The organism is Halosimplex salinum (assembly GCF_003730195.1).
Classification (GTDB): domain Archaea; phylum Halobacteriota; class Halobacteria; order Halobacteriales; family Haloarculaceae; genus Halosimplex; species Halosimplex salinum.
On record NZ_QWGG01000017.1, the window covers coordinates 12598 to 37059 of the forward strand.

The 24462-nt window shown below is 58.4% G+C and carries 22 protein-coding genes and 3 pseudogenes; 12 read left to right on the forward strand and 13 right to left on the reverse strand.

From position 1 onward, the window contains the following. Window positions 1-55: 55 nt before the first annotated feature. Both D1409_RS23540 and D1409_RS23545 read left to right on the forward strand, forming a co-directional pair. Window positions 56-235, forward strand: a pseudogene (locus D1409_RS23540) (RNA-guided endonuclease TnpB family protein); the annotation flags it as partial. Window positions 236-418: 183 nt separating this feature from the next. Then, entirely contained in the window at window positions 419-1624 is a 1206-nt protein-coding gene (locus D1409_RS23545; protein ID WP_123539403.1) for an RNA-guided endonuclease InsQ/TnpB family protein, read from the forward strand. Between the two features lie 78 nt (window positions 1625-1702). Here D1409_RS23545 and D1409_RS25790 read toward each other — a convergent pair whose 3' ends face one another. Continuing rightward, a complete protein-coding gene (locus tag D1409_RS25790; protein ID WP_123539404.1) occupies window positions 1703-2143 on the reverse strand; it encodes a hypothetical protein in 441 nt (146 codons plus the stop codon). After that, the gene (locus tag D1409_RS23555) at window positions 2140-2661 is read right to left on the reverse strand and encodes a DUF7342 family protein (RefSeq protein ID WP_123539405.1); all 522 of its coding nucleotides are present in this window, start codon (window positions 2659-2661) and stop codon (window positions 2140-2142) included. The genes D1409_RS25790 and D1409_RS23555 overlap by 4 nt, the downstream gene beginning before the upstream one ends. Window positions 2662-2777: 116 nt before the next feature. Here D1409_RS23555 and D1409_RS23560 point away from each other — a divergent pair. Both D1409_RS23560 and D1409_RS25695 read left to right on the forward strand, forming a co-directional pair. Continuing rightward, window positions 2778-2870: pseudogene (locus D1409_RS23560) on the forward strand (IS200/IS605 family transposase); the annotation flags it as partial. Window positions 2871-3079: 209 nt separating this feature from the next. Further along, window positions 3080-3322, forward strand: a pseudogene (locus D1409_RS25695) (RNA-guided endonuclease InsQ/TnpB family protein); the annotation flags it as partial. Between the two features lie 419 nt (window positions 3323-3741). On the opposite strand, the gene D1409_RS23570 reads toward D1409_RS25695, so the two are convergent. From D1409_RS23570 to D1409_RS23590, 5 genes are all read right to left on the reverse strand, one after another. Continuing rightward, the gene (locus D1409_RS23570) at window positions 3742-4071 is read right to left on the reverse strand and encodes a type II toxin-antitoxin system PemK/MazF family toxin (RefSeq protein ID WP_123539406.1); all 330 of its coding nucleotides are present in this window, start codon (window positions 4069-4071) and stop codon (window positions 3742-3744) included. Next, window positions 4064-4450, reverse strand: coding sequence for a helix-turn-helix transcriptional regulator (locus tag D1409_RS23575; protein ID WP_123539407.1), 387 nt, complete (start codon window positions 4448-4450; stop codon window positions 4064-4066). The genes D1409_RS23570 and D1409_RS23575 overlap by 8 nt, the downstream gene beginning before the upstream one ends. A 209-nt stretch (window positions 4451-4659) precedes the next feature. Continuing rightward, window positions 4660-4890, reverse strand: a complete 231-nt coding sequence (locus D1409_RS23580; RefSeq protein ID WP_123539408.1) for a hypothetical protein — start codon at window positions 4888-4890, stop codon at window positions 4660-4662. 245 nt (window positions 4891-5135) lie between these two features. Next, window positions 5136-5681, reverse strand: coding sequence for a hypothetical protein (locus D1409_RS25500; protein WP_123539409.1), 546 nt, complete (start codon window positions 5679-5681; stop codon window positions 5136-5138). Window positions 5682-5687: 6 nt separating this feature from the next. After that, window positions 5688-6203, reverse strand: coding sequence for a DUF7437 domain-containing protein (locus D1409_RS23590; RefSeq protein ID WP_123539410.1), 516 nt, complete (start codon window positions 6201-6203; stop codon window positions 5688-5690). A gap of 287 nt (window positions 6204-6490) precedes the next feature. On the opposite strand from D1409_RS23590, the gene D1409_RS23595 reads away from it, so the two are divergent. From D1409_RS23595 to D1409_RS23615, 5 genes are all read left to right on the forward strand, one after another. Beyond that, window positions 6491-6904: a hypothetical protein gene (locus D1409_RS23595; RefSeq protein ID WP_206425178.1), complete on the forward strand. Its 414-nt coding sequence runs from the start codon at window positions 6491-6493 to the stop codon at window positions 6902-6904. A gap of 239 nt (window positions 6905-7143) precedes the next feature. After that, window positions 7144-8625 carry a hypothetical protein gene (locus D1409_RS23600; RefSeq protein ID WP_123539411.1) on the forward strand — a complete coding sequence of 494 codons (1482 nt, stop codon included), beginning with the start codon at window positions 7144-7146 and terminating at the stop codon, window positions 8623-8625. 816 nt (window positions 8626-9441) lie between these two features. Continuing rightward, on the forward strand, window positions 9442-10818 hold the full coding sequence (locus tag D1409_RS23605; protein WP_235853724.1) for an energy-coupling factor transporter transmembrane protein EcfT: 1377 nt from the start codon (window positions 9442-9444) through the stop codon (window positions 10816-10818). 74 nt (window positions 10819-10892) lie between these two features. Next, window positions 10893-11834, forward strand: coding sequence for a hypothetical protein (locus D1409_RS23610; RefSeq protein WP_328587674.1), 942 nt, complete (start codon window positions 10893-10895; stop codon window positions 11832-11834). After that, window positions 11831-13786: a VirB4 family type IV secretion system protein gene (locus D1409_RS23615; RefSeq protein ID WP_235853727.1), complete on the forward strand. Its 1956-nt coding sequence runs from the start codon at window positions 11831-11833 to the stop codon at window positions 13784-13786. The genes D1409_RS23610 and D1409_RS23615 overlap by 4 nt, the downstream gene beginning before the upstream one ends. Here D1409_RS23615 and D1409_RS23620 read toward each other — a convergent pair. Together D1409_RS23620 and D1409_RS23625 are read right to left on the reverse strand one after the other, a co-directional pair. Beyond that, window positions 13749-14759 (reverse strand): ROK family protein, encoded by a 1011-nt coding sequence (locus D1409_RS23620; RefSeq protein WP_123539414.1) that lies wholly within the window; start codon window positions 14757-14759, stop codon window positions 13749-13751. The two genes, D1409_RS23615 and D1409_RS23620, sit on opposite strands and share 38 nt — an antisense overlap. A gap of 348 nt (window positions 14760-15107) precedes the next feature. Beyond that, a complete protein-coding gene (locus tag D1409_RS23625; protein ID WP_123539415.1) occupies window positions 15108-15947 on the reverse strand; it encodes an aldo/keto reductase in 840 nt (279 codons plus the stop codon). A gap of 108 nt (window positions 15948-16055) precedes the next feature. Between D1409_RS23625 and D1409_RS23630 the strand changes: the two genes are divergently transcribed. Next, on the forward strand, window positions 16056-17057 hold the full coding sequence (locus D1409_RS23630) for a Gfo/Idh/MocA family protein (RefSeq protein WP_123539416.1): 1002 nt from the start codon (window positions 16056-16058) through the stop codon (window positions 17055-17057). Window positions 17058-17126: 69 nt separating this feature from the next. Here the strand turns inward: D1409_RS23630 and D1409_RS25015 are convergent, their stop codons facing one another. The 3 genes from D1409_RS25015 to D1409_RS23640 form a co-directional block, all read right to left on the reverse strand. After that, window positions 17127-17267 (reverse strand): hypothetical protein, encoded by a 141-nt coding sequence (locus D1409_RS25015; RefSeq protein ID WP_164471879.1) that lies wholly within the window; start codon window positions 17265-17267, stop codon window positions 17127-17129. Window positions 17268-17444: 177 nt separating this feature from the next. Beyond that, window positions 17445-17744, reverse strand: a complete 300-nt coding sequence (locus D1409_RS23635) for a hypothetical protein (protein ID WP_123539417.1) — start codon at window positions 17742-17744, stop codon at window positions 17445-17447. A 146-nt stretch (window positions 17745-17890) separates the two neighbouring features. Then, window positions 17891-18175: a helix-turn-helix domain-containing protein gene (locus D1409_RS23640; protein WP_123539426.1), complete on the reverse strand. Its 285-nt coding sequence runs from the start codon at window positions 18173-18175 to the stop codon at window positions 17891-17893. Window positions 18176-18530: 355 nt separating this feature from the next. On the opposite strand from D1409_RS23640, the gene D1409_RS23645 reads away from it, so the two are divergent. Next, window positions 18531-19391, forward strand: a complete 861-nt coding sequence (locus tag D1409_RS23645) for a coiled-coil domain-containing protein (RefSeq protein WP_123539418.1) — start codon at window positions 18531-18533, stop codon at window positions 19389-19391. Window positions 19392-20200: 809 nt separating this feature from the next. Next, entirely contained in the window at window positions 20201-23122 is a 2922-nt protein-coding gene (locus D1409_RS23650) for a LamG-like jellyroll fold domain-containing protein (protein ID WP_164471880.1), read from the forward strand. Between the two features lie 37 nt (window positions 23123-23159). On the opposite strand, the gene D1409_RS23655 is transcribed toward D1409_RS23650, so the two are convergent. After that, complete coding sequence (locus tag D1409_RS23655; protein ID WP_123539420.1) at window positions 23160-24320, reverse strand: glycosyltransferase family 4 protein; 1161 nt, start codon at window positions 24318-24320, stop codon at window positions 23160-23162. Between the last annotated feature and the right edge of the window lie 142 nt (window positions 24321-24462).

The following is a 24462-nucleotide window of genomic DNA, read 5'->3' on the forward strand; positions in this document are numbered from 1 at the left end:
CCGCAATTTCGGAGACCCGTTCGAAGTGTTTCCCCAAGTAGATACAACTCTCAGAGATGGGGGCGCGAACGCGGCGTGGAATATCCGTTCTCGCGGTCTGCAAGATGTAGGAGTGGGACACTCCGAATCAACGCCTGTGGAGACTGCGCTCCCTGCGGATACGTCCGTATCTGCAAAACGCGTCGTTGAAACAGGAAGCCCCACCCTCAAACGCGAGCCGTCAGGCGAGCGGTAGGGTGGGGCAGTTCACCTAATTCGAGGCGGAGGCCCACCCTCAAGGAGTGCCGGACTTCCGGCCCCGGCGGAAGCACAAGCGAGTAGGGTGGAGAGGAAGCCGACCCGGTATCAACCAGACACCAGACTGTTGCCTGCTAACTCCCAACCATTAAGTAACTACGAGCAGATATATGAAAATATCGTGGAGTACCGTCGAACCGCCGTTATCAAGCTCGACACACCCGAAGGAGCGGATACACACCTGCGGGAGACTGTCGAGCAATTCAAATACTGTTCCAACACCGCGAGCGAGTGGTGCTGGCACGGCGACGACGGCTACCACGTCACATCCAAGGCGAAGGCCGACGATGCGCTGTACGACCAGCTACGCGAGGACACGGAGTTGACCGCGAATCTCGTCCAGAAAGGGATTCATCAGGCTGTCGAATCCATCAAGAGCGGCGTCGAACGGCTCAAAAACGACCAAGATACGTCCCGTCCGACGTTCACGGCGGATACCGCTATCTACGACAAGCGAAGTGCCACGTTCCACCGCGACCACGTTTCGCTATCAACACCGGAGGGGCGTATCGAGTGCGACTACATTCTTCCCGACGACGCCGACGTACCGCCGACGAAGTACGTCACCAACGAGAACTACGAGTTTCGGCGGGCGACACTCCATCGACGCGACGGCGACTGGTACCTCCATGCGTCGATGCTCAAAGAGGATGACACCGACACCACGACCGAGCACAGAACAGTCCTCGGTGTGGACCTCGGTGTGAATCAACTTGCGGTCGCTTCGACCGGACGGTTCTGGTCGGCAAACGAGTTCAACCACTGGAAGCGAGAGTACGAAAAGCGACGTGGCGACCTCCAACAGTGCGGAACGCGAGCGGCACACGAGGCGATAGCGAGTGTCGAGCGCAAGGAGGGCGGACGCTTCGAGATGTTCCTGCATCGTGTCGCCAACGAGATCGTCGCCGAAGCCGCCGAACACGCCTGTTCGCATATCGTGTTCGAGGATTTGACCGACATTCGTGAGAACGTGCCACAGGCGTCGTGGCACCATCTGTGGGCGTTCCGTCGCCTCTACGAGTACGTCGAATACAAAGCCAGAGAGCAGGGTGTCCAAGCCGTCCAAGTAGACCCACGGAACACCTCGAAGCGGTGTTCGACCTGTGGGTTTACCCACGACGACAACCGCCACGGTGAGGACTTTGAATGTCTGGATTGCGGCTACCAGAACCACGCCGACTACAACGCTTCCAAGAACATCGGCCTTCAGTATCTCCGGCGTCAGCAAAACGCAGACGACGGAGGCGCACCCGTAGACGTGCGCTTGAATCGCGGGACGCTGAACGTGAGTGGAGAGTACGACCTTCCCGCCTCATCTGAGGCGTAGAACGGGAGTCCACGCGAAAGCCCTCCCCTCAACGAGCGAGCGGGGCCATTGCCCCCGAGCGAAGTAGGGGAGGGTAGTTTACTGATCGCTCCAGGCCTGTTCGATACGTCGATCGAGAGCCTCGAACACTACCGAGTAGGTCTCCAGCGGATGTGTCGGTAGTGATAGGTCCTCGACCGGATTTCCGTCCGGCGGCCGGTGGAAGTGGGTTCGCGAATTGTGTGCATTTGGATGTCGGTCCCACCGACACTCCCAGTGGGTCTCGTCGGCGTGTCTTTCGAGATATTGCATGGAAAAATCGCCGCTCGTGAACCACCTGATATCGAGTCGAGCATGATCGATAAATTGGGGATATTGGTCTGTGTCCAGCTCGGCCCGAAGGACTCGGAGGTCCTGTGGTCCGGGTTCGAAGCGTGTCTCTCTGACGAGCGGATCGTCGGCAAGATGACCTTCGAGGAGACGGAGCGTTTGTCGATCAGGCGGGCCTGTGGAGCCCGACGGCCCGGTCGGTGGCGTCATGCCGGGATAAGGTGACCATCGTTTCGTGCGATCTGATGAGCGAGTGCATACAGGCGAATATCACGGACGACACGCTGCCAGTCGGTGAGCGCGTCCATCCGCTCGTGGACTGCTTCGTGATCGTCGGCTTCGAACGCCGGTACAGTCGCCGGATCGTCCGCATCGAACCGTTCCTCGTACGCTTGCCGTTCAGCTTCGAGTTCGTCCACTCGCTCGAGAATCTCCTCGGTAGACAGACCGCGAGCGATGCGGCTCGCCTCCTGCCACTCGAAGTACGCTTCGTTGCGCGCATACCGTGCGGGCTGACTGTCCGTGTCCGCACGAGCGATACCCATCTCGGCGAGCCGGTCGAGATGCTTCTTCGCTGCATTCGGCGAACAGTCCGCGATATCCGCGATCTCGGCGGACGACGCGAGCGTCGTCGTCCCTACCAACACGTCGTATACCCGCCCAAATGTATCCGTATCGCCACCCCATCGCCGGCCGTCGGGCGTCGGTGCCGGGTCGAATCTGTCCATGGTGTTCGTATGCGCACTCGCGCAATATAATTTTCGAGTACGCATATATTTTCAAAGTCTATTTTGGGATTCTGAGTCCCGCAGCGACAGAGGGAAGCGAGGAAACGACGCAGAGAGGTCGATACGAACAGTCGTACTACATCGGAACTGCGGGACAAGTATCCAGCGAGACGATTGAACGGTATATCGAACGAACAGAACACGTTTGAGTGTCGGCTTCACCCTCGGGGTCAAGCCCCGAGGCACTCGCCTTGCTTATCTGTAGAGCCCCGATGAATTAATCTGACGGCGATAAATGAATAGGTAGCGGGGAGAGATTGACTATTGATGAATCTACCGGCCATATATGAATATTAAGGAGTCATCTGGTGTTGGTAGATACAACTCTCAGAGATAACCGGATAATTGTCACACTGTCTTGCATATCGGCTTTCGACGACACAAGAGCGACACCGAGCGAAACACCGCCGAGGACGGAACGGTCCTCGGGGTTGACCTTGGCATCAAGAACCTCTCCGTCACAAGTACCGCCTACTTCTTCAGCGGGCAGAATCTATCCCACAACCTCCGCGAGTTTGAGAAGGTGCGTGCTGGGCTCTAAGAGGCCGGAACACGGAGCGCCCACCGGACACTCGAAGAGTCGAGTGGCCGTGAAAGCAGGATTCTCGCGTTGAAAAAAGATGGCCTAAGACAGAATAGGCTATCTGAGAATTGGCTACTCAGAAATAGCATTTCGGGATGGACGGGCCGCCGTCAACCGGCCCCAAAAGGCGGACGACGTGACCGTTCCGACCCGACTCGACCAGCTGCGAAGTCCCCGAGGCCACATCCAAATTGATCAGACTCGCAGCGACCCTCGTGTTTACCGTGCCAGTTGGAGAGAGGATGGGATCTTATGTAACAACGCTCTTTGTGTCGAGGGAATTTGTTACATAAGACAAGATAGAGAGACACGCTGCACGAAGTTCTATCGGCGCTACCAGAGGTGGGGCTCTCGATAGGGTGCTCTGGAAGACAGAATGCATCCACTCAGTCACCCAGAATGCATCCACTCAGTCACCCCGAATGCACAAGTCGCGTTCAGGTGTGGCCGATCGCTTCGGATAGTGCTGCCACAGCCTCATCGACGACTTGCTGTGAGAGCGCGCCGACAGTGTGGTCGATGTTAGTCTCCGAGAGTACGGTCGGATATCTGGGCACAATATAGCTCTGTTTCGACAGCTGGCCGACCTCCCAATCGTCTGCGTTGATCGGGATACTGTCTTGGGCAGTAGTGGTCGAGATCCCAAGTGCGATGTGTTGGTCCGGGTAGTCCGGATTCGCATTGTTGCTGACGATCACATAGGGGCGGTTGTACGGCTGGAAAATCGCCGGATGGGTAACCACCTCGCAGCGGAGGTGCTCACTCATCTGTTCGGGACTCGCGCCAGGTCTCGATCTCCGACTCATCAGCGGCCTCTGCATCCCAGTCGACATCTCCCCACTCATCGTCGGACTCCGAGATCGCTCTCATACTGTTGATCGTGCTTTCGAAGCCTGCGATACGGTCGTCTTGAGCGAGCGCCCAATAGGTGTCCTTGTGTCGCACGAGGTCGCGCTTCTCCAGTCGCTGCAGCGTCGGTCCGATACTCCCCATGGGGATATCGACTTCTGCGTGAATCTCTGTCGGAGTGAACCCCTGATCTGGGTACTCGGCCAGGAACGAAAGTATCGTATGCGCGTTCGATCCGGGCCGGATCCAGTGATCGTAGTCTTCTGATTCAGTGTACTCGTCGAAATCGACTGGCATCCTATTCAAATGTATTTTCGATATCCGGTAGTATAAGCATTGCCACGACAGAGAATGACGAGTCCTGAGGCGCGTCTTATGTAACAAGGAGACTCGTATCAAGGGCATTTGTTACATAAGATATTACAGAGAGACACGCTGCACGAGATTCTATCGGCGCCACCAGAGTGGAGCGCTCTCGAACGGATGCTCTGGAAGACAGCATGCATTCACTCAACCAACTGGATTTTGCGAGTCGTATCGCCAAGCGAGCCCAGTACGAAGCCTTCGAATTCACGCTCATCGCTGAAGGCGCTCAAGTCCGCATTGGTAGTCACGAACATCCGAGCGACCACGAATACCTCGTCCGTATCGACGACGGCGCCCCAGTCGACTATCCCTGCGCCCACGATGAACACGACGAGGGCGCGTGAAAGCATCGCGTTGCCGTGGCGGTCCAATGGCCACCCGTTGATGCGATCACAGGTCGTAGGGATTCCAAGTCCGTCGCTGCGGGCGGTGTCCGGATCGAGATCTCAGTCGAACCGAGTGCCAGTCGCCAACCCACGACTGCAGTCGTGAGTTTTCGCCTCGCTACTCTATGAGTCAGTCCGGTGAGAGGACGACGACGATTTCCTGCCGGGACTGCGTTCACACCGGCAAGAAACCACTTCCTGAGTAGGAATTGCTGTCCGAGTAGCAACTGTCAGTCGAACTCAGAAACGAAGTCCTCAGCGAGTTCGTCAGCAAGTTGTTCACCAGTGAGCCAGACGATCTGTTCAGCGTCGAACCCATATTGCGGAATTAACGATTCCGCTGCTTCGCCGAGCGGAATATCGTTTGTCACAACTGTTACTCGATCAGCGGTGTCATCGAGGAGCCTTTCGAGCGCTAGCCCCACGATCCCTGTATCTGCTTTTTCGATGATGTCTTCTGACCGATCGCTGGCATTTGCGATGAAACTCCGTGCCTGATCCATCACGCTGGAGACATCTGAGTTCGAATATGACGGACTTTCCGTGACTTTCATCCATCCTTCTTGTAGTGCCTCGTCGACTGCAGAACCGACAGCTGCGTATGTGTCGAGAGATGGGTCACCTGCCACTTCGGCATAGACCTGTGGCGAGAGACGGAAGACAATATCACGCTGACGGGCTTCGCGAGCGAGCGCTTGAAATCCCGCACTTTCACGCCGGCCACAACTGATGAGAACCGACGAATCGACAAAAGCGATCTGACTGTCGCGTCCCATCCCGATTCAGTCCTCAACGACAGGTCGGAGTGCGTCCAAAATGATGCCTGCTTCTAAGGACGAAATATCTTGTTCACGAGCCAGAATCTGATGGGTAATCGACCCATCGACGTATTCGTGAGTGTATTCGAGTGCGACGGCAAGTCCGTCTAGTCCGTAGCGATCAATGTACGTATCGATGTCCTCGTCCCGCATTCGTCGAGCAACCGCCTCGACTAACTCCGGCGTGATTCGCCGTTCCGCATCATCTTCTACCAGCTGGATATCTATCTCGTGAGCGATGTACTCTGCCGGTCGTCCGTCATTCGACTGCTCGATAAAACCTGCGGCAACGAGGTCCTCGACGTATTCGTAGACTGTCCGCTGGGGGAGATCGAGTGTCGCGACGATATCTTGGATCGTCACCGACGGATGATGGTGAATATACGTATATATCCATGCTTTACGAGCATTTCTGAGGAGTTCGAACACCTCTCCACCAGTATCGAGCGGGGTGCCCCAGTTCGCTTCTCTCGTCGCCATCCCTAATAGCGAATTGCACGCAATATGCAATAAGGATTGTTGAGATAGATTGTCATGGGCGCTAGAGCGGGGCAAACAACCAATCTCAGAGTAGGTGATCACTATCCATCCGCATCCGCATTCAATTGGGATGTATCACCAGTTATACTGAATTAATTAGGGAATCTACTAATTTCACCCACATCTAGGAAGATATTTATTCGGAAAGCAAGCCAGTCGAGGTACTGTCGTTCGCCCATCGTCGCTCTTCTGAGAGCACCGATGTATCGAGTGACAACTACAAACACATGGACGACGTTGACGACATCGACGTTGCAGACGAACCGACCAATCGATTCACACGCTCGCTCCGGAAGACGGGCCCGACCATCGGCCTACTGATCGCGACACTGGGGGTGTTCGCGATCGATCCCGCGAGCGCCCAGACCACGGGCGAAGCCTTCTGCGAGACGGAGATGGCGACGACCATCCGAAATCTGTTCAGCCTCATCCAGTTCGGCGGCCCGCTCATCGGCGGCGTCATCGCGCTCGGGACAACGATTGCACTCACGGCGGTGCGGACGGTCGATTCGAAGAAAGAGCTGAAATCCATGCGGAATCAGGCCGTGATCTGGGGTGTTATCGTCGCCCCGCTCGGGACTGCAATCTTGCAGTTCCTCCTGACGAGTGTCGTCGCAGGTGGCTCCAGTTGCAGCTTCTGAGCCACTCGCTCGGTGGTACGCTCGCCATTGCACTCGCACTCACTGCTGTGGGCACGACCGCGACGCAGGCGTTCGCAGGGTCGACTGTCGCTCTGGACGTCGGGCACGGCCACGCAAACGGGAGTGGGCACGGATCGAGCGATCCAGCACTCTGGTCACGTGACGTGGATATCACGGATTCGACAGCGCTCGAAGCGCTGACTGGAAACGAAACGACGGGCCGAGATGCGCTAGCCCTGATGACCGACATCCCGTTCGACTCGCCGCCACCCGGGGTTCGCCAGTGGAATCGGGAGAACGTGGATGAGTTCCCGGGCTTTCGCCAGGAGACGTCGGTTCATCCACCAGGCGCATCGCTGACTGACAAGCGATACGTCCGAGACGCCTACGTCGAGATATTCACTGTCCAGCCGTCTACGCGGGCGAAACTCTCACCCGATACCCAGCCTCGGTATGTCGCACCGACCGGGAGGCTACTGGGAGTCTCTGACTATCGAGTTCGCCTTCCCGAGGACTCGGAGACCGAGACCGAACGAACCGAGTGGAATCTCACCGCGTACGACGTGACCGACACGCGGTTGCTGGTCGACGGCGAGGTGGAAGCCCGCAACAACGGGAGCCGGCGGCCACAGTTCGAATACGACCTCGGCGACAACATCGGCATCGACCACACGCTGACGGTCAAAGCGAACATCACGGTCACAGTCGGTCGATTGCACGAGCGGTGCGTCCGGACGCCGCCGGACGACGAGTGTTCGTACTGGATCACGTCGTTCGAGAACCGGACCGAGACGGTGACGGTCAGCGATTCGATCGCCGTCACCGAGTACTACCTGGACATCATGGGCTTGCACGCTCGCTATCCAGACGGCGACCTCGGGCTGGTCATCATCAAGAGCGACCCGTGGTTGGGGTACTCACTCCCCGAGGGAGACGTCCGGGGTGTCTGGCGGTTCTACTCGGCACGCGATCCCAACTGGGACACGCTCGTCACGGAACGTGAGTCGAGATCGTCTACGAGTCACTCACCAGTCCATCCCCTTGGAGTCGTTGCCTATCCCATCAAGACCGGGCCGACAGTGTCGCCGGCCGATACAGTCGAACTGCAGATGGTCAGTGGCGGGCAGCGCCAGCCGCCAACACTACCCGGGGCTGTCGACCTGGACGTGCTCGAAGAACCCTATACGGAGAGTTTCAGCATCGCGACGCGGTTGAACACGCCCGACCAGACCCTCTCGGACGTGACCGCCCACGGACTCGTCCGGGGAGTCCAGACGAACGCGGACCCACGGCTGTTCGAGGAGGTCGCGATCCACCGGAGTACCCTCTCGCTGGCGGTCCTGAACACGACGGCAACGACGGCAACCGTCCGCGTTTCGCTCCGAGATGCGAAGACGGGTGACCCGATCCGTACGGCGACACGCGAAGGGAGTGTCGTACTCGCGGGTGAGGAAGTCCAGACCGGTCGTGACGGGACGCTCACGACGACGATTCAGCGACCGAGTGGAGCGATCAGTGCGCGATACGAGCCCGGCGAGTGGTGGCTGTCCACGACAGCCTACGTCGGCGCCTCGGATGCGGCGTCCGTCGACGGGACGGCGCTGTCGGTCGTCCGCTCGCTCTACCGGGCGGGTGTCCCAGTCGGGTTGTTCCTGCTGGCCGTCTTCCTCATCGACCGGATCACCGGAATGGCTGTCTGGCCCCCGTGGAGGGGCTTATGACGGGTGAGAGAGTGTCTCGGCGGCGGTTCCTGACGGCCGGGCTTGCAGCGGGTGTCGCCGGGCTTGCGGGCTGCTCTGGCGGAGGGACAGCTGGCACCCGGACGCCCTCGAATCCGGTCTTCGAAGCGACTTCGATTTCCGGGTCCGATCTGGTCGTCACACTTCAGGAAGGTCACGACGTGGACAAAGTGAATCTCATCACACCCGACGGGAGCGCTTTCCGTTCAAGTACAGTGGCGGCAGGAGCGACTACGGCCCAATTTTCGCTCTTTCAACATCGAGTCAGGAGCCACTATACTCCAGGTGAGCATACACTGGTTGCGATTGTAGAGGGCGAAGAGTTCGCCTCGGTATCCCTCGAATTAGTCCCAAAAATCGAGATCATCGATGTAGAGCCCTACACGGGAGGACGAGAAACACTGTCCAACCGAGGGAATCTACTCGTTACGGCCAAAAACACGGGGACTGGACCGACCTGGATCTACTTTCTCGGCTATGAAGATGCACCGAATAGTTCGGCCTCGATCTTCCCGTCTACCGAATACGCACAGACGACACCTCACCACAACTTCCGACAACCCGAGACGGAACACGAATTCATTGTCGAGCCAGGACAATCTCGAATACTACTAGGCCGCCAACCACCGCTCAATCCCGGACGTAGTCTCTGTGACGGTCGAACTGTAGAGTTCTCTGCTGTCGTTCTAACCGGCGTCGGAGACGACGTCCGGCAACCACTCCGAGCCACAATTGGTACCGAACAGTCGACGGTGAACTCTCAGGATATCTGTAGTGAGATCGAGATCGAACTTCTTGATGAGCGAGGATCCACCGATGGGTAGGTCCGAGCGAGTCGTACCGATCATCGTCTCTGCTGTCGGTATCCAGTATTTCATCGGTGCTGTCCGTGCGCAGACGGGAGAAGGCAGTGGAGGCGGTGCCCTCGGTGACGTCATTGTGTGGGCGATTACAGAGGCCCTCAAAGTTCTCTTTAGCCCGCTCGAAGGAATTATCCAGACTCATGCGAATGACGCGCTCACGATTATTATCGGCACACCTCACCCGAATGTGGTCTTTACAGAGCCAACAAACAACTCCTGGCCGGGGATCTATACCTACTTCTGGGACGTAATTGTTCCACTCTCACTCTTGTTGTGGGCGTTGGCAGTTGGGATCGTCATCTTCCTAGAATCAACAAGCTATCTCTTCAGCAGCTATCACCGCACAAAGCTCAAGCGCCGGGCGTTTGCCGGGTTACTTGGAATCTTAGCATGGTGGTGGATGGACGCACTTGCGCGTCAGTTCATCCACGAACTCACCATCTTCCTTGCTCCGAACCTCTCCGACATCACACTCTTCGAGACGCTCTCGTTTGGAGCAGTCGGCAGCATCACGGCAATTGCAGCGCTGTCTATCGATCTGTTCCTTCTGGGCCTCGTTATTCTCATCTACTTCATCCGCGAAATTGTCCTCTACTTGTTTACGCTGCTGATCCCGATCCTGATCGCTTTTTGGATACCGGGTGTCGGCCCATTTCGACTCGTCTCAGAGTTCGTGAAACGGCTCGCTGGGTTCTACGTCCCCTTCCTCTTCATGACAGTGCCAGTCGCGTTGTTATTCCGTCTCGGAGACATCCTAGGGAACAGTTTTGGATTCACTTTACAGGGCCTCGGTGCCTGGCTTGCTGCGCTGATAATCCCGATCGTTGCGGTCGCTTCCCCGTTCATTCTGTTCTGGCAGGCGGGGTCGATCTTCTTCATGGCCCAGAGTGCTTCCCACCACAGTTCGAGACGACGGGCCCACGGTCGAGTTGCCGGTGCCCAGGAGAAAGGCCAGACGGCCACCCGCGGCGGTCAGAACTTCGTGCGCGGTGTCCGTGGTCAACAGGCTGTGACCCCCGATGGACAGGCCGTGTCCAACTCCGGTAATTCACGAGTCCACGCGGCTGGCTCTCGACTCAACACGGCCGGATCACGACTTCGTGGCGCGCTCGCCCGTGAGAACAGCGCCGGTGCCGATAGCAACACCAGCCTGTCCGGGAGCGACTCGAGTGGATCGACTTCGAACACCACCTCCGAGAGTCGTAATCAGCGATTCGACACACTCCGCAATCGCTCCGATTCGACGGACCGGACGACACGCGAGAAACGCGACGATAGAGCCGTCGACGACGAGCCGCGATACATCCAATAATGCACGAACGAGACCCCGCAAAGCGGATTCCGAAATCCCTGGGCACAGACGCGAAACTATTCGGGAGCTACACCATGACCGACATCGGTGTCGCGCTCTTCCCGGGCGTGCTCGTCATCCTCCTCTTTCAGGTCGTCTTGCCGGCCTCGATGACTGTCGGTGGCTACCGACTGGAGACACTGACGCTTCCGCTCGCCGGTGTGATGATCCTCGTCGGTGCGATCTTCGTCTATCTCACGCCGGCATACACGACCAGTGCCGACTGGGTCACCGCGATGGTCACCTTCTATCAGCGCTCGGACGAACTCGGCCACGAGGAAGCGAAACAGCACACGCAGATCGAACGGGTGTATCCGAACCGCGGCGCGATAGAGCGAACCGACGGCGCGTTCCTCGGGTTGGTCCAGGTAGCGCCGCCGACGATGGCGCTCGCGACCGACGAGGAGTGGGCCCAGAAGGCCGAGGGCTTCCAGAACTTTCTGAACACGAGCGTCGAGTTCCCCATCCAGATCTATTCGACGACTCGGGCGTTTCCCGCCGAGGAGTATCTGGCTCGCTACGAGTCACGTCTCGACGATCCCGACGTGGAGGCGAATCCACAGCTGGAAGCGCTCATCGAGAACTACGTCGAGTGGTACGAGCGGGAGCTCGACGAGCGGCGGATGACCATTCGCGACCACTACGTCGTGGTCCCGGTGACTCCCAGGGAGGTGCAGTTCGAACGAGAGAGTGTAGTGCAGAAACTTGCCGGACTGCCAGTCCTCGGCGTGTTCATTCGCGCGTACTTCGCTCCGCGGATCGAGGAGCAACGGGATGCACTGTTCGAGGAACTCGACGACCGGCTTCGCCGCATCCGAACGGGACTCCGGGAGATCGACGGCTGTAACGCACACCGCGTCGATACGCCAGCGGCGACGCAGGTCATCGGCGAGTTCTGGGCGGGCGAATCACAGGACTACGGTGATATGGAGCAGGTGCTACGGACGCGGACGATGGTTGGAGGGGTGGAGCAGTGATCGATGCCCTTCGGTCGGTCTTCTCTCGAGGGAGCGTCGATGGAGACGAAAGCAAGGATGGCGACCGAGATGATGTCTCCGTTGACTACGAGCCTGTCCCAGCGGGGGTGCCCGACATCGGTGGGTCACATCAGACAGTGATCGGGCCGGATAGTCTCGAGCGGTCGCCTGATGCCGTTCGAACGGGCCAGACGTGGGCACGCACCCACTGGGTCGGAGACTACCCTGACGCACCCGTCGACGGCCTCTTCGAAGGCCTCTATGCGACGGCAGAGACGCGCACGACGGACATCAGCCTGCACATCAGACCGCGCGAGACGAGCGCGACGCTCGATACGATCGAGAACACGATCGAAGATCTGGAAGCCGACGTCGAGTATCTCTCGGAGAAGCGCCGGGCGGGCGCCCGTGGTGTCCGCAAAGATTTAGAGGATTACCAGGCGCTCTACGACACCCTGCGGAACACCTCGATGCAGGCGTTCGATACCTCGATGTATCTGACGACGCACGGGGCCGCTCGGGAGGATATCACCGGCGACGGCGTCTCGAGTACCGCGCGGCAATCACCCGCGAATCTGACGCCCGTGTTACCTCGGTGGGCGCAGCTGGACTCGCTGATTGCGGGGAGCCCCGTGGGAGTGGACAAGTTGAACGAGTCGATGGATACGACGACGCCGATGCTGGGTGGCGCGCTCGGTGCAATGTTTCCGTTCGTGGCTGGCGCATTCGCCGAGCCCGGAATCGAGTACGGAACCTACGCGTTGAACGAGAGCCCGTTAATTCTCGACCGGTTCAATCGCGAGACGGGGTACTGTACGATGGTCATCGGACAGCTGGGGGCAGGGAAGTCGTTCTCGACGAAGCTTCAGTTGTTGCGGCGGGCGATGTACGACCAGGATACGGTCATCATCATGCTCGATCCCCTGGAAGGGTTCGCCGGCGTGAACGAAGCGCTCGGTGGTGAGCGCATTACGGTCGGGGGCACACGCGGATTCAATCCGCTCGAACTGAAAGCGACGCCGCCGGATGTACTGGCAGATGCACCGGACGTCGACCCGTGGTCCGAGCAGATCGCGTGGGTACTGACCTTCTTCGAGACGTTCTTCACCCACGTCGCGACGAATCCGCTCGCCGGTCGAAAGCAGACACTCCGGCGAGCTGTGCAAGAAGCCTACGATAGAAAGGGGATCACGCGAGCGCCGTCGACGCATAGTCGAAAATCGCCGACGATCCGCGATGTGATCGTCGTTCTCGAGGATCTGCTCGACGACCCGACCGAGTTCGGCTATGCGACTGCGGGTGAGCAGGAGAGTGTACAGGGTGATGCCCAGTCGCTGTTGACGGATCTTCGGCCATCGTTCCGTCCGGGTGGAGACCTCGCGAATCTCGCGGCGCCGACTGACTTCGATCTGGACTCGTCAGTGCTGTACCTTGACTTGCACCAGGAGGAGGGCGCGACAGGTCGTTCGGAGACGAGCCTCATGATGCAGGTGTTGTTCAACGCCGTCTACGAGCGGGCGAAGGGGACGGACAAGCGAGTCGTCTTCGCCATCGACGAGGCGCACTACCTGATGAACGATGCGACCTCGCTGGAGTTTTTGGAGACGGCCGTTCGCCACAGCAGGCACTACGATCTGTCGCTGCATTTCATCACACAGACCGGTGGTGAGTTTGCCTTGACGCCCGAGGCGCGTACGATCGCGAATCTCTGTTCGATGACGGTCATTCACCGGGTGCAAGAAGAAGCCGAGAAGTTGGCGGAATGGTTCGGATTGAGCGAGCGTGAGGTGAACTGGATCCGGACTGCGAAGGCCGGGAACGACGAAGACGGGTTTTCTGAGGCGTTACTCGGCATCGACGAAGAGGGGTGGTTCCCGCTTCGGGTTCGAGCGAGCGAGTTCGAGATCGAGAGTCTCAGCGAACGGGGCTACGACTGTCGACCGCGCCAGTAGATCGGTCGGCTGACTCGCCGAGCACCGCAGCCAGCGCGCCGTACAAGCCGATATCGTCGCCGAGCGGTGTCATCTGGATGGTCGGAGGGTCGACAAACAGGTACTCCTCGAGGGACGACTCGATCCCCTCGATGATCCAGTCGGGATTGTTCAGTGCGACGCCCCCACCGAGCGTGATTACCCCGGGGTTGACTGCGTTGCAGATGGCGGCGATGCCGGCGGCATTGTACTGCGCGATCTCGTCTAAACAGTCCTGCGCGAACCTGTCCCCTGCAGCGGCAGCGTCAAACACGTCTGCAGCTGTCCAGGTCGAACGGTCGGCGTCCAGTGACAGCCCGCTACCTGCCCCACCGTCGTCGATGGCGTCGCCACTCGCAGCCTCGCCAGCGCGCTGGGCGACGTACTGCGGGATGCCACGGCCGGAACAGATCGCTTCCCAGGCGCCCCGGACGCCGGTACTCCTCAGGTCGCTGTGCGGCGCGACCGGCAGCAAGCCGAACTCGCCGGCCTCACCGGCCTCACCGCGGACAAGCCAACCCTGCTCGACGATGCCACCGCCGATCCCCGTCCCGAAGGTCACGTGGACGAGGCAGTCATGGGTATCACGCGCCCCAAACCACCACTCACCGAGTGCGGCCGCGTTGCAGTCGTTCGCCAGAACCACGGGCAGGCCATGGGCCTGGTCGATCGGCGTCGCGATATCGAGGCGGTCAACTGTCTCCCCAGCGGGCGTGTCCAGGTCACGAATCACCCCCGCCGTCGAGTCCACGAGACCTGTACACGAGATGCCAACAGCATCGAGCGTGTGTGGCGTCACTGTCTGTAGCTCATCGATCGCTGCGATGAGTTGGGCCGGGAGGTCACGATGGCGTGTCGATTCCACACTGACATCTCCGACGAACTCCCCGCGGGAATTGGCGACCGTATACCGAAAGTTCGTGCTGCCAATCCCGAAGACTGCGACGTAATCCATCGATGCAGTGGTTGTCTGCAATCATGATGAGTATACCGGACTTACCGTCTTTGCCGTGCCTCGTCGAACGAGCGGGGATGACGAGTTCTGAGTCGTGGCTTCTGTACCGATACGACTCGTATCGAGGGCAATTGTTACAGAAGAGATTGCAGAGTGAACCCGCAGCACGAGAGTCTATCGGCGCCACCAGAGGTGGAGCGCTCTCGAACGGGTGGTGTGGAAGACAGCATGCATCCATTCAGCCAACTCGACGTACCGGACACGCACTCGTGGATCTCGTCGGCTCGAGAACCAGTCGCTGTGTCGGAACGCCGGAGCGATGCGTTCGACGTAGCGTCTCCGCTGTGCTCACCGGGCGATGCCGAACGTCTCATTCGACCAGTCGGTCGGCGCGAGGTTGTACACCGACCGGCTCCGGTCTCGCTCGTCGATACGACGGCAGTCATCGGCGGACAGCTCCCAGTCGAACAGCGTGGCGTTCTCGCGGACGTGACCGGGGTCCGTCGACTGCGGGATGACGGTCGCCCCCCGCTCGAGAGCCCACTTGAGCACGATCTGCCCGGGCGAGCGGTCGTACGTTGCGGCCAGCTCCCGTATCATGTCGTCGTCGAACACCTGCGTCCGGGCGAGCGGCGCGGCCGCGTCGACCACGACTCCACTCTCCTCGCAGTACTCGACGACGTCCGGCTGCTGGTGCCACGGGTGGAACTCGATCTGGTTGACCGCGATCGGGACGTCCGAGACGTGCTGCGCACAGCTGAGCTGGTACGCGCTGAAGTTCGAGACGCCGACGTTCCGGACGAGCCCGCGGTCGCGGAGCGTGGCCATTGCGTCCAGCGACTCGCGGAGTGACACTGCGGGATTCGGCCAGTGGATCAGGTACAGGTCGAGGTAGTCGGTGCCGAGCCGGTCGAGCGACGCCTCGCAGGCCCCGATCAGTGACTCGTAGTCGAGGTTCGAGGGGAGCACCTTCGAGGTCAGGAAGAGCTCCGACCGGTCGGCGTCGGCGAGCGCATCGCCGAGGGCGTTCTCGTTGCCGTACCCTTCTGCGGTGTCGAATCGCGTGTATCCAGCCTCGAGCGCCGTCGAGACGGCGTCCCCGAGTTCGTCGCCGTGGAGACCACCAGTTCCAAATCCGACGACCGGCATCCGGTCACCGTCCGGGAGCGCGACTGCGGGACTGTCCATGCACCCCTCTCTGTGTGCGAGACCGAAAAGGGCCGAGGATACCGGATCTATCGCCGTGGTTCCGGGAAACGAATGTTGAACAGGGGGAGCGACCTACGACCAGGAACCATGACAGATCCGACCAGATACGGGATCGTCGGCGTCGGCGGGTTCGGCAGGAACCACGCCGACTGCGTCGAGCAGGTCGCGGACGCCGAACTCGTCGCCGGCGCCGCGAAGAGCGACGCCTCCGCGCGGGCGTTCGCCGACGACTACGGCGTGACCGGGTACACCGACCACGTCGAGATGCTGGAGTCCGAGTCCCTCGACGCCGTCAGCGTCTGCACGCCCTCGGGCACGCACGCCGCCATCGCGACCGACGCCATCGAGCGCGGCGTGAACGCCCTCGTCGAGAAACCCCTCGACGTGTACCTCGACCGCATCGACGAGCTGATCGAGACGGCGGACGAACACGGCGTCGTCCTGGCGGGCGTGTTCCAGCGGCGGTTCACCGCCGAACGCTGGACCGCCCGCGAGTGGGTCGAGGAGGGGCGCTTCGGCGACGTGATCCTCGCGGACGCGGCCGTCAAGTATCACCGCCCGCAGTCGTACTACGACGGCGGGTGGCACGGCCAGCGCGACCTCGACGGCGGCGTGTTGCTCCAGCAGGCGTCTCACTTCGTCGACCTGGTGGAGTGGCTCTCGGGCGGTATCGAGTCCGTCGACGCGACGACCGACACCATCGCCCACGACATGGAGTGCGAGGACGTCGCCGTCGTCACCGTCTCCCTCGAGGACGGCGGCTACGGCTCCATCCGGGCGACCACCGCCGTCAAGGGCGCCGACCGCGAGCAGGTCGAGATTAACGGCACCGAGGGATCGTACACCTCCGGTCAGTTCGCCGTCGGTGACGAGACGGTCGAACCCGACCTCGTGGAACCGCCCTGTGGGACCGGTCTCGAGGGACAGCTCCGAGATTTCGTGGCGGCGATCCGGGACGGTCGCGACCCGGTCGTCGACGGTCACGAAGCACGGCGGGCGGTCGAAGTCGTCCTCGCCGCGTACGCGTCGGCATCGCTCGACCGCGAGGTCCGCGTCGACGAGGTCCGGGACCTGGCCGACCACACGTGAATACTCTCGGTCAGGCGGCCCCTCAGCGAGCGTCCTAGTTTACGCCATCCGTCTATCCGTGAGCAGCTTTCAGAACTCTTCGGCAGTCTCGGCCGAGACGACCGTCTCTCGCTGCTCGTCTTTCTCGGCAGCCCCGACGGCCTCGACCGGCTCGTCGAACGCATCCTCGGCCGAGGAATTAGTGATGTGTACCGTGCCGGGAACCGTCAATCGGTCCCGGCCATCTCCAAATCACTTACTCGCTCGCGGCCGGTCTCACGCCAGTGACAGCCTGCGAAAACCTCCGTCACTCGCCAGAGCTTCGATTCCGACGACGCCTGCACGAATCTAGTTCTTCGCCGCGGGCCGCTTGCCGGTGAGTACTCGACTGCAAGTTCGTCGTCCATCTCAGACACACTCCGTCGAGCCGTGGCCAGTGATGATCGTGGCCCAGCCGTCAGTGCTCACGCAGTGGTCCACCCAGGGGCCGCGTTTGGTCTCGACGTGGGTCAACCAGTCCGTGAGTGTCGTCAGGGGCGTCTCCGCGAACGCCCACGATTCGACCTCGCCGGCGTCAACGACGTAAACCGTCCGCTCGTAGCGACTCCAGTAGTGGGTGGCGCCGTTGGCGTCTGTCCCGAGGTACTGGGCGTCGTGGGCTAGTTGCTCAACAATACCTTCTTGGGGGGTTGGATCGTTGTTCGACATGGGTTAGTTGGAACCCAGCTCGCCTGGTTCCAGCAGGCGGGCGCTTTCTGCGAGAGATCGCCCGATAGAGCCGGTGTTCCTAGACTACAGTAGTGACTACAATCTCTTTAATATTTCGTTTATAGACGAAAGACCGCAGGTCTTTCTTAAGTAACCCGCTCTTTCCCCTGTTCGGTAATGTGATAGTAGGCACGTCGAGAACTTTCATCGTCATCGATTGGCGTAATCTCGCCATCGCGTAAGGCTGAGGTATCAACTCGATAGATGTCACCGTTCTCGGTGAGCTCGCTCAGAATATTCTGGACTGTTCTGTATGAAAACGTAATCCGGTGATAGCGAACTAAACCTGAATAGATAGCTAATGGCGGAAGCGGCATGTCGTGTTCGGCGAGGAACTCAAGGACGAGTACACGACGGTCTTCTGCAGGCACAGTCTCGAAATTAGCGGCTTGGTTCTTAGCGACTGTGATATCATCAGTATTGTTACTGTTATAGCAATTATTCATCTATAACCCTTTCATTTCATCTATTGACGAAATACATATATGCTTTGCGTAAGTCAACAGCATATGGCTCTGCGCGGTGGGATCTCGCCCGAAAAATCGGCGACCGTGTGAGGGCACGGCCGACGCGCGGAGTCGGAACGACCGACATGTTCGCAATCGCGCCGCGGGGGCTTCAATGTCCCGCACGACGAGTCGCATCGCCCTGCAAGTATACTGTGATCCGTGGAGCTATGGCTGCCTCTGCTCACTCGACACACTACAGTTCGGGAGGTGATCGTCGATGACCGACAGTAACTCACTCGAAGACCGTTTCAATGCCCTCGAAGCCACTATCGAACAGCAGGCTGCCCGCATCGACGAACTCGAAACCGATCTCGAATCAGAGCGCCAGGCGCGTGAAGCAGCTGAGACGCGCGTCGACGACCTCGAAGCGATCGTCGAACGCCAGGATGCCCTCCTCGATGCACTCCGAAAACGGATGAAGACCAGCCGCGGGATGCTCGGCGAACTTCAGTCCCGAGAACTCGAGAAAGGTGCGCACCTCTGCTGGGAATACGTCAAACCCACACTGGACGACGATTTGCTCGACCTCCACGAAGACACCGTCGAGCGGATCAGCAAAGACGACGGGAAGTACGTCCGCATGCCTGCAGAATCCGACCCGCTTGAACGTGGCGACGGTGTGTCGCTCGCCCACGGCGACCTGCTGCCCATCCAGCAACTCGCACAGCTGGACGAGGAGACGCTCCAGTCCGTTACGGACGCTCGCCCCGACCGACTGGCTGCACAGGTGTGGCAAGCCCGTCAGGAGTCGTCTGCGGACCTCTGGAACACGGGGTGTAATGGGGTTCGTGAATATCTGGACGCCGGCGAGTTGGCGACGTGGATCCGTATTCAGGAGGGCGACGTGAGTCGTGACTATGCGACGAAGCTCGCACGCCGGACGATCGATGCACTGCTGGATCTATCGAAACACCGGTTGTACGACGAACTGCGGTCGCGGCGTGCCGATGGGCTCCAGTACAAGGAGCGGCGAGTGGTGTTGCCAGCAGACGCAGAGATACCCGGGGAAACGCGTTCGAGGAGTGAGTCAGCAGAATCCGGGGGAGTCCCGGCGACAACTGGTGTCGCCGGTGACTAGCGTCGGCGGAGCGAAAGAGACGCCCAACCGGGCACTGCTTGGTTAACGGTCGAAACCGAATCGGCCGCTGGGGGGTGTTGTTTGGCGTCGTTAGCTTGTCGTATCGAGTCTCGATCGGCAGTCGTCGGCTAGTAACGAGGACTGCTGTTGGGAGTTCCATCGGGGACACCAACTGTCCGTGGGGAGTTTTCGATTAAGATTGGCGAGCCTGAGATCCAATCGGTCGGAGGGATCGGAACTCTGTTCTCGACAAACTAGTAGCTCACCGCTAGATGTGCTTTCACTGGTGAAATCCTCGCCTTTCGTGACGATCGCCTCAGTATCCTGGACGCAATGGCTCGCGATCAGCAGTGAATCGTGCAGTGTGATGGTTGATGAGGCTTCCGTACATTGCAAGTCGAGTTCTACCTGTTTGAACAACTCGTCTGCAGTCACCGAGAACCGATCGGCGAGGTACCGCGCTACGCACGCCGCCGAGGGTGTAACGTTTCATCTTCGGAGAACGAATATAACGTTACACTGCGTTACACTGTCGCGATGAGACCCATCTGGGTTTGAAGAGTTATGTCTGGTAACCAGATTGTTCGTCTGTCCTCAGTCTCAGCCTGTAGAGACCAGGCTCTGGTTCTGGAGAAGACGCCACAGTGTTCCCGTGCTTCTCTCTTGTCAAGAGTGTTTCCTACATGTAACTATGTAATGGCCAAGAATTTCCGTCGTAGAGATAGAAGTAAAAATGGCACTGACCAAGACTGGTATCTACCGATTACATCTCCGATGGGTTTATTCACATCTCAATGGTTACGCGACGTATGGATGATGTACGCGAGGCGACCGACGACCTCCTCGCGGACAAACCCGAAGTGGAACCTGCACTTGAGGAACTTCTCGCAGTCGACGAGGACGGTTCCTGGACGTACGATGATCTCTCGATAGACTCTGGAACGTTTGGCGAGGTGGTCTCTCGTGGGATCGTTGAGGATAGTGGTGACGGGTATCGGGTGACAGAGCCAAATGCCGTTCGTGCCGCTTTAAACGGAGATATAGTAGACTCAGAAGCTGAAACGGGCAGCAGATTCGATCTTCCATCTTTGACGCTTCCCAAATTCGATCGGCGAACCTCGTTTATTGTCGGAGGCGCGTTAGCATTCGTTGCACTGGTCCGGATCGTATTCATGTGGTCGAGTGTATTTCGTAGCGGCGACATCGTCCTCGCCGGAAATGATCCCTATTATTATCGGTACTGGGTCGATACGTTGTTAGCGAGTGACCTGCAGGCCTTCGACGTTGGATCGTTGACGCGACTTCCCGAAAAAGTCGCGAACAGCGACACGCTATTAATCGTGGTATTATGGTGGTCCGCAAGTTTGTTCGGAAAGGGTCAGGCTGCTTCAGGACTTGTAGTTGCGTGGTATCCTGTTCTGGCGGCTGTCGTTAGTGCCGGGCTGGTGTACCTACTCTCGGTCTTGGTTACGAACGACAAGAGAGTCGGACTGGCAGCCGTGTTGATCCTTGCAGTGACTCCCGCTCACGCGTTTCGATCGGCACTCGGCTATGGGGACCACCATGCGTTCGATTTCGTTTGGCTCGCACTAACAGTGCTTGCTATCACTGTTCTCGCAGTAGACGGAAGTGAGCGTGAGTGGCACAACTGGGTGAAACCATTGGGTGTACTCGGTGTTAGCGTCGGGGTGGTAGCACAAACGACAGCTTGGCGCGGTGGCCCTATTTTGCTATTGCCGATCGCTGGATACCTAACGGTAAAAATCGTTGACGACGTGCGCGCCGATCGGTCCCCACTGGTCGTGAATCGCCGACTACTCTCTGGTCTCGCAGTGGGAGGTCTGTTGACACTATTCGTCTACGGCATATTTGGCTGGATGGAAACCTATCGCGGAATCGCACCAGCGTTATTAGCTTTGGGTTCCGTCGGAGTGGTTGGCCTCGGCGAAGCTTGGAGTCGGTTCAACCGCCCTGCGAGAGAATTGGCTCTGGTTGAGGGAATCTTGCTCATAGCTGGAATCAGTGGTATCTGGATCGGTGTGCCCGGTCTACGGCCAGCATTGGAGCGGTTTCGGGAGTTTGTCACGTCTCAGTCAACCATTGCAGAGACGCAATCGCTGTTCGCTGGTGACCTCGGTTCGATAGCCGCGCCAATACTCGTATTCGGATTTTTCCTGTTCTTGGCCCTTCCATATCTCGCTGTAGCCACATGGCGCGCATATCGAGAAAGTCGCCCTGAATGGCTGGTCTGTGTGATATTCGGCTGGTGTCTATTTGTATTATCCATCATTCAGGTACGATTTGCAGGAGAATTCTCGGTGATCGTCTCACTGTTTTCAGGGATAGGGTTACTCCATTTCGCTGAAAAGGTCGAACTCGTCCGACCCCGGGTACCGAGTAGTGGCTCATTCGAAGAACTCCGTGTTCCTACAACACGAACTATCGCTTTACTCGGAGTTCTCTTCCTGCTTTTTGCCAGTTTCGGGTTGATCCAGACACCCATCAAGATGGGTCAAGTCGCAATCGACGATGGGACGTATCACACAGCAAAATCTATCGATACACACGCCGAACAGAAAGAAATCGATTATCCTGAGAACTACGTGTTGAGCGACTGGGGCCGAAATCGGGTGTATAATTATCTAGTCAATGGAGAAGCGGACTCGTATGGCTTTGCGAGGGATTATTACGCGGACTTTCTGATGTCGTCAGACCTAGAAACGTGGTACTATAATCTCTCGTCGAAACCGGTCGGATACGTCGTAGTTGACTCAGCCGTCAACGCCGACGCTGGTTCCATACAGTCACAATTGTCTGCATGGGACAGAGAGACCTGTACTGGTTCCGGACTCGGTCACTACCAAGTTAGCCACGTGGGTAACAATAAGAAGGTGTTCAGGTTCGTTCCGGGAGCAAGGATAATTGGGGCGACAAATCCTGAAAGATCCGTTCAACTCAACTTCAGTGCTGAGATCAGTGGTGAGACCTTGAGATGTTCCCATCAGATAGAGGCGAACCCATACGGCGTGTACGCCGCGACGGTCCCGTATCCTGGGACATACACAGTGAACGGGTCCGAGGTGCAGATATCCTCCACAGATATAGAGTCCGGTCGACACCTAGGTGGCCACAACCAAACAGGGCTTTTGCACTGGCCGTTCAACACGAATCAAAGCGAAACCGCATACGACCGGATCAGCGGATACGAGGGTCAGATCTCGGGGGCCAAAACGTCGAGTACGGCAATAGAAGGGTCGGCACTCCGATTCGACGGCAGCGGAGGGGCAAGTGTGAATGTCCCCACACCGGACGAGTTTACGATCAGCATGTGGGTACAACCGGACAGACTCGACACGACTGAAGGAGATAACTTCCATCATCTAGTCAGGGCGGAGTCTGGGGATCTCGTGAACCTCGAAGGAGGTGGTGGGGTGTCGTTCCGGGTCCCGGGTGTCGAGAGCTCGTTCTTCGTTGGCGGGGACGTGCCAGCGAACGAATGGTCGCACATCGCGGTCACCTACAACGGGTCACATCGATCGATATACGTCGACGGACAGAACGTGAGATCTCAGCAAATCGAGAACGGGACTGCCGACTGGGGCGGGAAGTTACACGTTGCTGACGGCGGTAACACTTCAAACTCGTACAGCGGCCTGCTTGACGAATTCCGGATTTACAATAGGGCACTCGACCCTGATGGCATCCAGCGTCTAGCCTCGGAACAGCAGTAAGTTCGAGCGGAGAGATTCACATCCGGTATCTCCAAACTCAGACCAGAGATCTATACAGAGCCTCGTGTCGATCTACGCAGTGTTCTAGGGAGAAAGTCGAACAGACCCGCTCTCTCGCGTTCGCAGCCCTCCTCGTCGACTCGTTCTCGTCCCGGAGGAGTTCTATGACCGCATTTGCGAGTTCAGTGGGATTCTCCGACGGAACTAGCCATCCATCTTTGCCGTCGGTAATCTGTTCCGGAACGCCGCCTACTCGCGTAGCGACGACTGGACACTCCATCGCCATCGCTTCAAGAACGACCATTGGGCAGGCTTCAGCGACAGACGAGAGAACGAATGCATCGAACGCCGCCATCAGTTCGGGGACATCGTCCCGTTTTCCGAGGAAGACAACGTTATCGCTGACGTCGAGCTCCTCGCAAAGGTCGACTAGATCTTCGTAGTACTCCTCTCTGGAGTCAAGTTTGGCACCGACGATCGGTGCGATTACTGGACGGTTGAATTGCTCTTTGATGGTCGCGATAGCTCGGATGAAGTACTCGTGGCCCTTGATCGGGTTTACGTTGCCGACGGTTCCGATGACGATCGGGTCTTTGGAGCTCCCGGAACTATCGTAGAAATCAGTCGCCGGAGAAACTATCTGTGGATCGAATTCATCGACATCTACGGGGGAGTAAATCGTGGTCGTGTCCACTCGGTCCGAGAAATAGTATTCTGCGACGCTCTCCGAGGCCACCACGATTTCGTCCGCAAGAGACATCGCTGCCCTCGTAGCGATCTGCTTAGCCGGTGTTGGTACAAGAGTATCGTTGAAGTGCCATGCGAGTGGAACAGAGGATATCGAGGCCGCGACAGCTGGACAAAAACTCAGGGACATATTCGTATGCACAGCATCAATATTTTGATCCTTGAGAACGCCGTGTACTTTGCTCACCGCCAGTGGGAACCCGAATAGATATCTTGCATTCTTACCGATATTCTTCGGTGGGTTAACTCGCGAGATTCCCGGTCTATGGACTACAAATCCCTCGTTCGTGGCCATCGAAGCAAAGCCATCATCGCCATCAGGAAGCAAAAATTCCGTTTCAATCCCCCGCTTTCGAAGTTGTCCTGCCACTGCCAGTGATCGAAGTTGTGGTCCCCCCGTACGAGGGTCATTCATCGTGTTCAAGACACGTAGTGGTTCGGTGTCATCCATATCTCTCAGAAGTCTGTTTTCGCTGTTACTGCATAGATTCGCCAGCACACTTATCCGTGATGAAGTGCCTTCACTGGGTGATTTGCGAATCTTATCCCGAACTCAAGGTTGTGCCAAGATAGGATGTATAGATTGAAGCGTT

Coding starts and splice junctions, on each gene's coding strand:
- D1409_RS25790 (WP_123539404.1), bottom strand. CDS start 2,143: ATGACGCCACCGACCGGGCCGTCGGGCTCCACAGGCCCGCCTGATCGA.
- D1409_RS23555 (WP_123539405.1), bottom strand. CDS start 2,661: ATGGACAGATTCGACCCGGCACCGACGCCCGACGGCCGGCGATGGGGT.
- D1409_RS23570 (WP_123539406.1), bottom strand. CDS start 4,071: ATGAGTGAGCACCTCCGCTGCGAGGTGGTTACCCATCCGGCGATTTTC.
- D1409_RS23575 (WP_123539407.1), bottom strand. CDS start 4,450: ATGCCAGTCGATTTCGACGAGTACACTGAATCAGAAGACTACGATCAC.
- D1409_RS25500 (WP_123539409.1), bottom strand. CDS start 5,681: ATGGGACGCGACAGTCAGATCGCTTTTGTCGATTCGTCGGTTCTCATC.
- D1409_RS23590 (WP_123539410.1), bottom strand. CDS start 6,203: ATGGCGACGAGAGAAGCGAACTGGGGCACCCCGCTCGATACTGGTGGA.
- D1409_RS23595 (WP_206425178.1), top strand. CDS start 6,491: ATGGACGACGTTGACGACATCGACGTTGCAGACGAACCGACCAATCGA.
- D1409_RS23600 (WP_123539411.1), top strand. CDS start 7,144: ATGACCGACATCCCGTTCGACTCGCCGCCACCCGGGGTTCGCCAGTGG.
- D1409_RS23605 (WP_235853724.1), top strand. CDS start 9,442: ATGAGCGAGGATCCACCGATGGGTAGGTCCGAGCGAGTCGTACCGATC.
- D1409_RS23610 (WP_328587674.1), top strand. CDS start 10,893: ATGACCGACATCGGTGTCGCGCTCTTCCCGGGCGTGCTCGTCATCCTC.
- D1409_RS23620 (WP_123539414.1), bottom strand. CDS start 14,759: ATGGATTACGTCGCAGTCTTCGGGATTGGCAGCACGAACTTTCGGTAT.
- D1409_RS23625 (WP_123539415.1), bottom strand. CDS start 15,947: ATGGACAGTCCCGCAGTCGCGCTCCCGGACGGTGACCGGATGCCGGTC.
- D1409_RS23630 (WP_123539416.1), top strand. CDS start 16,056: ATGACAGATCCGACCAGATACGGGATCGTCGGCGTCGGCGGGTTCGGC.
- D1409_RS23635 (WP_123539417.1), bottom strand. CDS start 17,744: ATGTCGAACAACGATCCAACCCCCCAAGAAGGTATTGTTGAGCAACTA.
- D1409_RS23645 (WP_123539418.1), top strand. CDS start 18,531: ATGACCGACAGTAACTCACTCGAAGACCGTTTCAATGCCCTCGAAGCC.
- D1409_RS23650 (WP_164471880.1), top strand. CDS start 20,201: ATGGATGATGTACGCGAGGCGACCGACGACCTCCTCGCGGACAAACCC.
- D1409_RS23655 (WP_123539420.1), bottom strand. CDS start 24,320: ATGGATGACACCGAACCACTACGTGTCTTGAACACGATGAATGACCCT.